This window comes from Paenibacillus sp. JJ1722 (genome assembly GCF_048282685.1).
GTDB classification, from domain to species: Bacteria; Bacillota; Bacilli; order Paenibacillales; family Paenibacillaceae; genus Paenibacillus; species Paenibacillus polymyxa_B.
In genome coordinates this window covers 4,697,069-4,710,026 of record NZ_CP182500.1, presented here as the reverse complement: position 1 = coordinate 4,710,026, position 12,958 = coordinate 4,697,069, and the positions used below count along the sequence as shown (strand labels likewise).

Here is a 12,958-nt window from a genome sequence, read left to right as displayed (position 1 = left end):
ATGTATAATATCAGCGTTTTGGCATTTTTGAAAGATGTCAATACAGAACGGGCGTTGCGTCTTTTTTGTGAACGATTTGATTCGGCTGAACATGCCCTCTGGGAAAAAGGTATGCGTCTCCTTCATCAGTATCATGCTGCACGGCATACAGGAGTGACCCTGGCTGTCTCCAGCGCACTTCAGCATATGGACGATCGTCATGATATTTACGTTGTTGATCTGCGAGAATACGGTGAGGAAGAGCTGGATCGCTTATATATCGCAAAAACATGCGAGTTGATCCTACTGACGGACGGGGCAACGGAAACCGCTGCGAGGTTTGCTGCACTCCAGCGCCGTACTCCCCGGTTGCTGTGCGCACGGCTACCGCTGGTCAGCTACGAGCTGGAATGCCTGATGCAGGCTATTTTGAGCCGTCTTGAACAGAATGGGGGGGACAGGGGAGCATGAAGCAATGGGCTTTGTTGAAACCAGGTTGGCAAAAGCTGATCCTGTACCTGATCGTTCTGGGTGTGACATTGTTCTTGGCCGCTGTGCTTCAATGGTTTGTTGTGCGGCAATTCAGTGGTCACTTGGCGGAGATTCAGAACGAGCAGCTCCAGTATGAGGTACAGGAACTTTCCAGCAGCATAACCGAGCGTTATGCTGCATGGCAGACTGAACTGAAGGAGCTGTCGTCCAGTCTGGGCAGAGATATGCTGAATCAGGGAACACGCCAGTATCCTGAAGGGTTTAAGCGTGAAAGCGGCGGGGCCTTTTATGTGCTGGATGAGCAGTATCGTGTGATGGTCGGACGAGACAATCGTGAGATGAAAAGTGCGGTCCAGCAGATTAAATGGCTGCAAAATGGTTGTGCAGTAAGCTCTTTTGTGACAGAGGATCATCAGCCTGCCCAGTATATAGCATGCAGGATTCAAGGAGCGCAGATGGGCGGTTTTATGGTGCGCACGGTTGACGCTGATATGCTCAGCGGGATTATTAAAAGTAAACCAGTTAACCAGCATGAGACTTTATTTTATAACGGTCAATTTAAGGTCGTAGCTTCCCGAAGTACTCCGGATATTAACCGAACGGACATCACGGGCGTAACCCGTAGGCTGCTGGAGGGCAATACAGGTGTCATTGAAGATGACGGTGAGAAACACGGAATAGGATTCAGCCGGATTGGTGAAGAGGCCCTTTACATATCGGTTAAGGATGTCAGCGAGGATACAGCACAGCGAATCAGCTCCTTTCGCAAACAATTGTGGATGGTCATGGTTCTGATATTGTTCATTCTGTGGGCCATGCTCGTACAGTTCCGCAAAAGGATTGTAAAGGATGCCATCGTGAACAATCAGGTGCGTGACCAACGGCGCGATGAAGATATGCGACAGCAGCAGGACACATATTATTTGCCGTTAATGCAGACGATTGAGCAGCAGCTACAAGAGCTGCAAGAGCAGACTAGCCGTCTCACAGGCGGTGATGATTTGAAGCTGCTGGGATTTTATCATGATCTAGCAAACCGTTTTGAAGCGGCTTCCAGTCAGGGAAAAGGAGCCTCTCATGAGGAACTGGAGTATTTTCGCGAGTTGAATGAAAATTTCATCCAGGGTCGTCTCAGACAGGAATCCTCACTGGGAGAGTTACTGACGGGAGTCCGTAGCTTGCGCGATGAGCTGGAAGAGAAGATGCATGATAATAGTGGAATTAGCTTTACAGATATGAATGAAGTATTGTCTGAGTCGCTGAAATGGGCGAACCGTTCATTGAACATGAAGAACATTCAAGTGATCTTGCGGCAAGAGCCTGTTCCATCGATTGCAGCACAAGCACCCATGCTGTACAAAACGATTCAGGGGCTGCTGGAAAATGCAGTTCAGGCCATGGGCCAAGGTGGAGAGCAGCCTGAGAATCAGGAAAAGGGCCGAACAGGTCTGCGGTCCAAGCGGCAATCTCAAGTGCTTAAGGTTAGTTCACGGCTGGAAGAAGGAGAAATTATTATTAACATTGAAGACACGGGCGGCGGGATTGATGATAAAATGCGTTGGAGCTATTTCCAGCCAGACTATTCCCAAAACTCCCAGGAGCATGCGTTCAGCCTGTATCATATGGATGCATACCTGAAGACCATAGGCGGTCGTTTAAAGCTGCGTAATACCGATCAGGGCTTGCAGGCAATCGTTCGTTTGAGGAGATAGGCCCAAGATAACCGACAGATATACGAGAAGTTCAAGAGAGGGGGACAAGCATGAAAAAATGGATATTTCGCTACCGCTACGATATGGCGGCAATGATGTTGATGCTGATTGCGATTGTTGCATATCTTGCACCCATCTATGGACCAGGGCAAATTGTGTTTAGCGACATTGCTTTTGGAGCCACCTCTCATCGGTATCTGGAGGAAATAACCGGAGTATGGAACGAGCGATGGTCTACCTCGACCTTGTTCAATGCTCCACGTATCCTGTACATCTTGCCCTTCTATGGACTGTCACTCTTATTTGACGAAAGCGGCCCGGTCTTGCTCAAGTCGTTTATTACAGGCTTGTTATTTGTTTCGGCATTTTCGATGTATGCCTTTGCCAAGCGTCTGGTTAGCGTGTATTATTCACCAAGCTTTACGAAGACCCGTATTTTTGCCATCATGGTCGGCTCGTTGTTTTATGCGCTGAATCCGTGGGTTATTTTCCGCATTCAGCATATTTATTTGCTCTGTGGATATAGTTTGTTTCCGTTAATGCTGCGATTTTTTTTCAGTGCGGTGGACCCCAAGTTTCAAATTCAACAAATTAAAAACTATCATCCCCACAAGTTGTATCAGCGAAACTGGATCGACCTGTTCCTGTTGGCTGCGGTATTCACCGTTAGTGCTGCGGCAATTCATTATTTTTTCTTCGGTATGATTTATTTGGGATTGTTCACCATGTTGCTATTGATCAAGTTGACCTGGACCCATCGTAAGGCCGGTCGCACCTATTTGCAGCCGTTATACGGCAATTTTTTGCGTAAAGGGATCATTTTTGGCGTGTTTTTCGGTCTGCTCAGTTTTTATTGGTTGTCTCTATATGTCGGTAGCATGTTGATGGACGCTCAAGCGTCTCAGCATAATATCAACGTCGTGGATACGTTGTCTTTGTTCAGCCGTAACAGCAGCTTAGATAATGTGGGTTATTTACTGAGCTATTGGTGGCCCATGTTTTCCTTGTCCTCACTGCCTGGCATGTTTTATGTAGGAGGGGGATTTTTGTTGCTATTGATTGGGTATGCGATGGTGACACGTTCACATAAAAATCCGATCATTCTGATCTTCTCGCTACTTACGTTGCTGTTTCTGGTTGCAGCTACCGGGACGACGTTCCCATCCATTGCCAAGTGGTTTGTCATTTTGGTTACGAAAACCCCTGTGATTGGTTCGGTTTTCCGTGATCCTAACAAATTTATTGGACTGATTGCCCTTAATTTCGGGGTGTTGCTGACCTTCGGTGTTATTCAATTTATGGAATGGTTCGGATCATCCCCGTTGCAGCGTGTATATAAAAAGCTGGCGGTAGTTATTGTCGTTTTATGCCTGGGGATATATTTTGCTCCCTTGCGTACTCAGTTCATTGAGGGGTACTACAAGCCGGTACAAGTGCCGGAGGCTTATAGTCAAATGGCTGAAAAGCTGACTGACCCGGATCGTTTCGATAGCAAGGCATTATACTTTCCGATTGCTGACAATATGATTCAGAGCTATAACGGAGTAGCCACGCCCAAATGGAATAAAGGGAAGACCGCAAACGAAAAGGCAACCGGAGATTTTCAGGTATACTCTTCTCCTAAAAATACGATCTTTCATCATGAGGGGAATGATCCCGGCATTACATACTATATGAATTTTCTGCAGTATGTCATGGACAATGGATTAAGCTCCCGATTAGGCTGGCTGTTCTCTACCTTTGGGGTCAATCAGTTGGTCTACCATGATGAATATGTGGGGCAGGAGAAGCGGCAGGATTTCCACCTGTCTCAGCTGGAAGGTCAGACCGGGCTGAAACGTACGTACCAGAACGGGCTATTTTCCATATTCAATCTCGATCAGACACCGCCCTATATGAACATCCTTGCGAGTAAAATTGTAACACCTTACGGTTTTAGCCGATTGGAGAGCTACAGTCATCTGCCTGGTTTTGATTTTAGCCGCTTTGGGGTGCTGTTCAGTGCGTTAAAGCCTGAGCTAAAAACCATCCAGACGATTAACAAAGGGGATTATGTGGAAGCGGCGTCCTTTAATGACTTGTTGTTGTCACAGCTTCCAGCCGAGGATTACTTACGCCCTTTTGATGCCATTGAGGATGGTAATGCCTTTTTAAAATGGTCCAAAACCTTTGCCTCGACTAACGATTGGTTATGGTATTTATCCTCCCAAAATATACGGAACTTTCCGTTCGATATGGAAATGGATGCAGGGATTGCGGTCACCTTTGCCAGTAAGAAGCTGGATGTGGCCCCGTATCAGATGAGCAGTATCGAAGGGAAGACGGTCGTGGACTTTGATTCCATGTTGCGGACCGAAACCTTCTTCAAGCCGGATAATCCGCAGTTGTTCAGTGTGCAGGCTAATCCCCGTGAGGAATTGAATGATGTGCCAACTCTGCACGGCGAAATTATGAAGGGAGACCCGAGTAATATATGGCAGGTCGCTAGATCGGGTTTGCTGGAAGCCAAGGAAAATAATCCGTATCAGTTCCAAATTACTGTTTCCGGTCGCGGAACGAACAAAATGCATGTGAAAATGAGATTTTACGATAAGCAAATGCGTGAACTGGGGGTTAGCTATGTCGTGGCGCCTTCGGAGGGATATAATTTTGACAGTGTGAAATTTTACGGGGAATACGTGTCGCCGCCCGGTAGCTATTGGATGCGAATGGATTTGTTAACCCTACAGCGTCCACAGCAAAAAAATTACTGGTGGATTCATGATATCCAGCTGCGTGATTTGGGGCAATATAGCAAGCCTAATACGTTTACGATGCACAAAAAACTGGATCAACCTCAAACCTCGCATGTATATGCTAGAGTGTTTATGAATAAGGCAGGCGGGAAACTGCAAGTCACACTGCCGGACAAAGTGGTTAGTATCAAGACTCAGGATGATGGTTTAAACCAATTTCAATGGGTGGATCTGGGAGAACATGTTTTTCCAAAAGGAGATACTCCAGTCACGGTTAATAACCTGCAAGGCTTTAATGCGATCAATCAATTTGCGATTGTCCCTGTGGATCAGCTAGATCAGCTATCTTTTCCAGTGGAGCAGGCATTGAAGCGGGGCAAGCTTTTTTTCACCTTGGAGGCAGAGAGCGATTTTAACGCACAAGGGAATGTACAGACGGAACGTGCTTTACCAAGACTTAGTATGGGGCGGGGGATCAGCTATCAGAAGGGGACGTTAAGCAGGGATGTGGAAGTCGCCAAAACGGGAACCTATGCCACAGCTATTTTGGCTAATCTCCCCGCTGGGTACCAGGGGTCATTAACGATGAAGTGGACGAATGAAGAGACGGGAAAGGTGCTGACCAGAACGATTCGTACGAAGGAGTCGTATAAGCGGCTACCCGCGACCTCTTTATCCGAAAAGCAGGTTATTGAAACGGTGCCCGATCAGGATGGTTTTGCCAAGAAAATCATACAAATTCCCGGTCTGCTGAATGACTACGGCCGAGTCGAATTTAAAAATCTGTTCCTAACCAAGGGGAAGTATCGCTTAACCCTTGTGCTGGATAGTCAGGTGCCGTCATTGAGCCGTTTTGGAGATATTCATCGAATGGCTGCGCAGGAAGTGACGGTGATGCCGGGGGAGGATACGAAGGAATCATTGAGCACGACGGATGTCGGATGTGTGGCGGATATTCGACCTGGGCAGACGAATCTGTCAATCAAGGACGAAGGACTCTCTATCCGTTACGCACCTAGCTATTCCTGTGACTGGAATATTTATGCGTCCAAGAAAATGAAGGCAGAGCCGCTGCAAGAGTATGCCGTTCAGTTGGATGCGCGATCAGAACAAATTGGAAGTCGGCATATGAAGGTCATTTTTTTGAATAAAGCGTCCCAGGTTCTCCAAACCTCCTATATTGATGAGGTGGAGGAGAGAGATAAGGAACAATGGAATCATTATGATCAAATTGTGAAGGCTCCGGCAGGAACTGCCTTGATGCAGTTTCAGATTTTGGCGCATGCGCACAAGAAGCAGTCAGGCTTATTTCAAATGAAGCAATATTCCATCATCCCTTATCAAGCCATGATTACAGTGGATCAGTTTACGTTGTTTGAGGGATCGGATATGGATACCTTTTTTATGGCTCCACATGCATCGGAGAGCATTCAGGCAACTCGTGAAAATTCCATGGAACGCAGTTTTACGCTATATAATCCAACGCATGAACAGGTGCTGATCCGGGAGACCGAATCACCCAATCCACTGTGGGAGTTCAGGCTAGGTAGCGAAAATCAGCGAGCCCGTCTGTCCGTCAATGGAGTGACTACCGGATTCATTACCAATGGTAACGGGAACGGGAAAGTCGTCGTTATTCTGGCTTCCGCCTACCGTTTCGGCTGGGTACTGTTCCTCATAGGGATACTGGGTGGAGCAGCTTGTTTTCTTCCTTATCGGCGATGGAAGAAGCGAAATCTTTCATAAAAAGCAAGCTGCTCAGTGGGGAAATGGGTAGCCATGATACGGCTACATCTCATATTTGTAGCCTCTGCCCCAGACGGTACGGATATGCTGAGGATTTTTAGGGTCACGTTCTATTTTTTTGCGAAGGCTGGAAATATGTACGTCGATGGTACGATCCAGATAAGCGCCATCTCCGCCTTTGATCCGATCCATCAGCTCGCTGCGGGTAAAGACTTTACCTGGATTGCAGGACATCTCTTTTATAATGGAAAATTCAATTTGAGTGACTTCTATTTCTTGGTCATCGACTAACAGGCTATGACGGTAATCATTCACCCACACTCTTACCTTTTTAAGCTTTTGAGTTACCGTTTGCGATTCAATGGGCATGTTGGGGCCGCAGCGGCGCAGCAGGGCTTTGATGCGGGCATTTAACTCTATCAGGCTGAATGGTTTGCATAAGAAGTCATCTGCTCCGTCGTCCAGAGCCTTTATTCTTATATTCAGCAGGGTGTTATTAGAGATAACCAGCATAGGGACCGTAGTAAATTGACGGATTTGGCTGATCAGCGCACATTCGACTTTACCGGAAAACATTAGAGCGGTCACAATAATATCGGGCTTAAAACGCATAAGTGTAGGAATTGCAAGTTTAGAGTCATAGATAAGTTCGGTATGATAGCCTTCCTCCTGCAGATGAAGAGCAATCATATCTGCCAAACTTTTTTGATCTTCAATGATGAGTATTTTTATGGGCATGACTGACATCTCCTGTACGGATAAAGATACAATTACATTGCATAAGTATGTATTTTCCACGATAATACATACTTATGTATTCGGCAGAAATGCGAAAATCGAACAGTCCTATAATGAAAGAAAAATATTAATTTAGAGGAAGAAGGTTGCATCTTTGCGAATGATTTTATTATCTGGAGGTTCGGGTAAACGTCTATGGCCCTTATCCAATGTGAACCGCCCCAAGCAGTTTCTTTCTATTTTACGTCATGATGAACGTCCAGAAAGCATGCTGCAACGAATATGGAGGCAATTAGATGAGGCGAATTTGGCAGATGAGGCCTATTTTTCAACGAGTGGAACTCAGGCCGAGCTGATTCGGGGGCAAATTGGCGGAGATGCTGTAGTTATTGAGGAGCCGACTCAACGGGATACCTTCCCGGCCATTTCCCTGGCTACGGCCTACTTGCATGACGTTGCAGGTGCATCACGCGATGAGATCGTAGGGGTCATGCCTGTGGACGGGTATGCGGGGGATGAATTTTTCGAGCATCTGCGTAGGCTTCCTTCGATATTAGAGCAATCAGGAAGCCATATCGCATTAATGGGGGCTGCCCCAACGGAGCCCTCAGATAAATACGGATATATTGTGCCTTCAGCCTCTCCTTCACTTGACCAGCCATATTACAGGGTTAGTTCATTTGTTGAAAAGCCGGATCTGATCCGTTCAGAAGCGTTGATCCGTGAAGGGGCCTTATGGAATTGCGGGGTGTTTGCTTTTAGACTGGGCTTTTTGTTGGATATTCTGGAGCAAATGGGTTTACCAGCCGACTATGAATCTCTTTCGACAAATTACGCAGACTTACCTAAAACTAGCTTCGATATTGCGGTAGTAGAGCATACTCATAAGCTCTCCGTGCTTCCCTATCATGGAGAGTGGAGAGACTTGGGCACATGGGATTCTTTGGTACGGGAAGTAAGTTCGAAGCTGAGTGGCCCGGGATATATTTCAGAAGCTTCACATGACTCGCATATCATCAATGAACTGGAGATTCCGGTTAGCATCTGGAATGTTCCAGACATTATTGTCGTTGCTGGTCCAGATGGCGTGCTGGTTACGGATCGACAGTCGTCAACAGGAATTAAGGATATGGTGGCAGAAATTGAAATCGGCCCGCGTTTTGAGGAGCGCTTCTGGGGAAAGCAAACCGTATTATCCCATCAACAGGCGGCAAGTGGATTGCAGACAGTGACCAAACGCGTGGTCATTTCAAATGGGAGATTTATCAGCTATCATGAGCATCAGTTTCGTAAAGAAGTTTGGACTATAGTTTCTGGAACCGGGAGTGTCTCTATCAATGGCGTGACACAGACAGTCAGCCCTGGTGAGGTCATCGTCATAGAACCCGGTACAAAGCATTTTATAGGGGCAGTAGAGGGAGATTTAGAATTCATTGAGTCACAAATCGGACATATCGTATCCGAAACGGATATTATCCGATATGAATTTCCTGATTCGATTGACGATCATACTCTATGAAGTGTCTACAATATAGGGACTGATAGATACGAACGAGGTTTATCAGAAGGCAGTGAAGAGTAGTAGGAACTATTTTTTATTAGAGCTTAGATGACCTGTACATTCCTAAAAAAGGTATTCATGCGCTACACGAATGAATACCTTTTTTTGCATAAACAGTTCTTTGTGTGCGTAATGAAATGGATAGAAAAGAGACTTATAAAATAAGTTTCTTGGAGGTCAGCCACTCTTTTACAGCGTCTGTACTGAGATCTCTTTTAGGCGTCCATTCTATTTTATCAACCAGCTTGCCGTTTCTGAATTCTGCAATGGTGGGGGTGTATTTAACGTTGTAATCCTCTTTGAATTTATTCCATTGGGGCTTGTCCTTATGGATTTTGTGAACGTTCAAAAAAGTAATTTTAGAGCCTAGATTATACTGTTCGATCATCTTGTTAAAGTTAGGCTCAAACCGATTGCAGTCGCCACAACTCGGTCTGCCGACATAGACAAATACACTTTGATCCTGTTGAATCAAACTCTTAAAACCATCAAATGTAACCGCATTCAAGTGGTCATATATTTCTGGGTAATTGCTTTTGCTCGCTTGGATTTCTTTGTCTTTTTGTAGAACAACCTGCTCTAGGTCTTGAAATTTAACTACAGCTGAAATAGCGATACCAATGATAAGCAACACAATGACACTTAACCCGGCGATATATCCTTTTTTCACAGAAATCCTCCTTTTTTTACATTCTTACACTTACAATAAATGATATTTCCATTTTTCGCTGTAACACTTGTCTCATTATGTATAAAAAAAGAAGCTTTCCATGGGGAAAGCTTCTTTAATCAGCATTTTGCATAATTCGATTCCCAACGCTTGTAAGTACAGTATATAGACGAACTAAAGCGTTTCGATCTATATACTGCTGATTTGAAAACGCTCCTGGGATTTATGCAAAATGCTCTAGTCTGAAAGTTAAACGTTAGACCACAACAGTCAACAAGTAATCCTCACGCTTCACTTCAGTTTCCATTGTGTTCAACACATCCAGGTATTGAGCGGAATTTGTTACGATAATCGGCGTAGCCGTAGTATAGCCTGCTGCCTTAATTTGCTCGATATCAAATTCAAGCAACAGTTGTCCTTGCTTAACTATATCGCCTTCCTTGACGCGCTTGTCAAAGAATTGTCCTTTCAGCTTCACTGTATTAACACCCACGTGAATCAGAATTTCTGCTCCGTCATTGGAAGTAATACCGATGGCATGTCCGGTCGGGAATACTGTCGTAATCGTTCCATTGACAGGAGATGTCAGCACACCCTCTGTAGGATCAATGAGGATACCTTTCCCCATAGCACCTGAAGCAAAAGCAACATCAGAAGATTGTTCCAAAGGCAATACTTTACCTTGCAGTGGGCTTACGAGAATTTCTTTCTCGATTGCCACTTCTTTCTTTACGGGTGCAGCTTCTGTTTTTGCAGTTTCTTCTTTTGGATCATCAAAGCCCAAAATCATAACCAATACAACTGCAAGTACAAAGGCAACGAGCAAACCGATGACTACCCACAAGAATCCAGGTCCGAAATAAGTCGGCAACGCCAGTAGACCCGGTAATGCAAAGGATTGTGCGTGCGCTCCGCCAGAAGCGATAATCGCCCCGCCGATTGCCCCGGAAATACAAGCATAAATGAACGGCTTTTTCAATTTCAAAGTTATGCCATAAATTGTTGGTTCTGTAATCCCGAAAATAGCGGCCAGCGTAGAGGAACCTGCCAAAGCCTTCATCTGAGTGTTCCGGGATTTCAGGAATACCCCCAATGTTGCACCAGCCTGAGAAAGTACGGCTGCTGTAAGCATCGGAAGCATCGTGTCATAGCCCAATGTTGCAATATTCGACAGCATGACCGGAACGAAGCCCCAGTGTACGCCGAAAATAACAAACACTTGCCAGAATGCCCCGGCAACAGCCCCGGCAATTAGTGGGCTTAAATTGTATACCCATGTAAAACCGTTTGCCAAGCCCTGACTGATCAGGTTACCTACTGGACCAAAGGCCAGAAATGTTAACGGAATAACGACCAGGAGCGAAAGCATCGGCACGATAATGTTTTTAACCGATTGATGGATAAAGGAATTGAACCAGCGCTCCACATAGGACTGAACCCAGACCGCGAGAATAATTGGAATGACACTGGAACTGTAATTAATCAGAATGATCGGAATACCTAAAAACGCCAATCTTTCTGGGTTGCTTACCGCCGTTATAACTGCTGGATAGACCAGAGCTCCAGCGATTGCCACCGATACAAAGGTGTTTGTCTTAAATTTACGGGACGATGTAATAGCCAAAAACACAGGTAGAAAATAGAAAACACTGTCGGAAGCTGCACTTAGGATCAGGTACGTACCGCTTTTATCATTAATCCATTGAAAAGATAAAATTAACGCCAGTAGCCCTTTAAGCAAACCTGCCCCGGCAAGAGCACCGAGAATGGGAGAAAAAATGCTGGAAATGATATCGACCGCTTTGCCAAGAAAATTCGTTTTTTCAGAAGATTCTTCTTTTTTGGCATTAGGATTGTCTGCATCCTGCAAATTCGTTTCTGCCATCATATGCTCAAACACTTGACCTACATTGTTACCGATGACCACTTGAAACTGGCCGCTGCTTTCCACTACTGTAATGACACCAGGGGTTGCTTCCAGTGCGGCTTTGTCTGCTTTTGTACGATCATTTAATTTAAATCTCAAGCGTGTAGCGCAATGGAATACCGAATTGACATTCTCTTCGCCACCAACGAGGGTCACTATTTTTTTAGATAGTTCTTTATCACTCATGTTCAGAACTCCTTATGGGTTATTCTTGCTACTGATAGGATTTACTGTTTACATCTGTTGCTAAGATGCGCCGGCGTGCACCTTTTTAAACTTGTAAACAAGAAAAACCTAAACTCGTGGTGAAAACTACGCACTCTCCTATAGAGGAACGTCGATTTCACCATCAGTTTAGGTTTTGCCTGCCTTACCAGTCACAATCCATGAACGATGAGGATATGAAGTTGTTAATCTTATATGTTATTACGCTCAGTTACCCGATGAATATGGATAGTTAGATATACGTATTCATCCTTGCTTAAATATTGATCGTATGTTTTTTCCAGATACTCATTGATCTTTTGGGCACAAGCAAAAGCTTCGGTATACGTCTGCTTCACCTGGTTGTACAAAAATTCTTCACCACTGTGAATGACTTCTTTGCGAATCACTCGCATCGCAAAATATTGCAAATGTGTCAAAAATCTCGAATAGCTAAAAGAAGACTCATCCAGCACAATTCCGTAATGATACGTAATAATGTTCAATATATGTTGGACAATCTCGGTCATTTTCAGTGTAGATTTCATTTCGTTACCGTCGATCCGTGCATTCACCATATGCAATGCAATAAATCCCGCTTCATCTTCGCCCAATTTTACTCCGAGCGTATTTTCAATTTTTTGGAGAGCATCCAGTCCAACTGCAAATTCTTTTTTGTAAAAGCGTTTAATTTCATACAGCATCGCGTTTTGGAGTGCCAGTCCTTTTTCTTGCCGTTGTATGGCAAAATGAATATGGTCGGTCAATGTTAAATAAATATTATCGCTTAACTCCGTATCCAGCACTTCCGTTGCATGGGTTACGATTTCATTCACGACCTCCAGATGAGACACTGGAATATCGTTCAGCAGTTCAGTTAGTTTAGCCGTGAACTCGTTTTCATTTAACATGAAAATCTTATCTATTTTATCATCATCGACTTGATCGCCAGCCACCTTTTTGAAGGAAATACCTCTTCCCATCACGATGACCTCTTTGCCTTTATCGTTTTTAGTCAATAGGACGTTGTTATTGAGCACCTTCTCAATAATCATTGAAGTTCCCCCTCCCATCCTTTACCAATAAAAAATGCCTAAGCACAATTCAACACTATTGTTAGCAATAGCACTCAATTGAACTCAGGCATTGCCCGCATCACCGGTCACAATCCTTCGATATAGTGCTATTGTAGCA

The 12,958-nt window shown here is 44.8% G+C and carries 8 protein-coding genes; 4 read left to right on the top strand and 4 right to left on the bottom strand.

Translation table 11 applies throughout. From position 1 onward, the window contains the following. Genes ACM1ND_RS20850 through ACM1ND_RS20840 form a run of 3 tightly spaced genes read left to right on the top strand, consistent with a single transcriptional unit; the run spans position 1 to position 6,664 of the window. A complete protein-coding gene (locus tag ACM1ND_RS20850) occupies positions 1-450 on the top strand; it encodes a hypothetical protein (protein ID WP_028541546.1) in 450 nt (149 codons plus the stop codon). Further along, positions 447-2,183, top strand: a complete 1,737-nt coding sequence (locus tag ACM1ND_RS20845; RefSeq protein ID WP_076264937.1) for an ATP-binding protein — start codon at positions 447-449, stop codon at positions 2,181-2,183. The genes ACM1ND_RS20850 and ACM1ND_RS20845 overlap by 4 nt, the downstream gene beginning before the upstream one ends. A gap of 50 nt (positions 2,184-2,233) precedes the next feature. Beyond that, a complete protein-coding gene (locus ACM1ND_RS20840; protein WP_075154657.1) occupies positions 2,234-6,664 on the top strand; it encodes a hypothetical protein in 4,431 nt (1,476 codons plus the stop codon). 42 nt (positions 6,665-6,706) lie between these two features. Here the strand turns inward: ACM1ND_RS20840 and ACM1ND_RS20835 are convergent, their stop codons facing one another. Beyond that, complete coding sequence (locus ACM1ND_RS20835) at positions 6,707-7,402, bottom strand: response regulator transcription factor (RefSeq protein WP_023990005.1); 696 nt, start codon at positions 7,400-7,402, stop codon at positions 6,707-6,709. 160 nt (positions 7,403-7,562) lie between these two features. Between ACM1ND_RS20835 and ACM1ND_RS20830 the strand changes: the two genes are divergently transcribed. Beyond that, on the top strand, positions 7,563-8,921 hold the full coding sequence (locus ACM1ND_RS20830) for a sugar phosphate nucleotidyltransferase (protein ID WP_049827706.1): 1,359 nt from the start codon (positions 7,563-7,565) through the stop codon (positions 8,919-8,921). Between the two features lie 196 nt (positions 8,922-9,117). Here ACM1ND_RS20830 and ACM1ND_RS20825 read toward each other — a convergent pair whose 3' ends face one another. From ACM1ND_RS20825 to licT, 3 genes are all read right to left on the bottom strand, one after another. Beyond that, complete coding sequence (locus ACM1ND_RS20825) at positions 9,118-9,633, bottom strand: thioredoxin family protein (RefSeq protein WP_023990003.1); 516 nt, start codon at positions 9,631-9,633, stop codon at positions 9,118-9,120. A gap of 256 nt (positions 9,634-9,889) precedes the next feature. Beyond that, positions 9,890-11,746 carry a beta-glucoside-specific PTS transporter subunit IIABC gene (locus tag ACM1ND_RS20820; protein WP_023990002.1) on the bottom strand — a complete coding sequence of 619 codons (1,857 nt, stop codon included), beginning with the start codon at positions 11,744-11,746 and terminating at the stop codon, positions 9,890-9,892. A 230-nt stretch (positions 11,747-11,976) separates the two neighbouring features. Continuing rightward, the gene (gene licT / locus ACM1ND_RS20815; protein ID WP_023990001.1) at positions 11,977-12,819 is read right to left on the bottom strand and encodes a BglG family transcription antiterminator LicT; all 843 of its coding nucleotides are present in this window, start codon (positions 12,817-12,819) and stop codon (positions 11,977-11,979) included. Positions 12,820-12,958 lie beyond the last annotated feature (139 nt).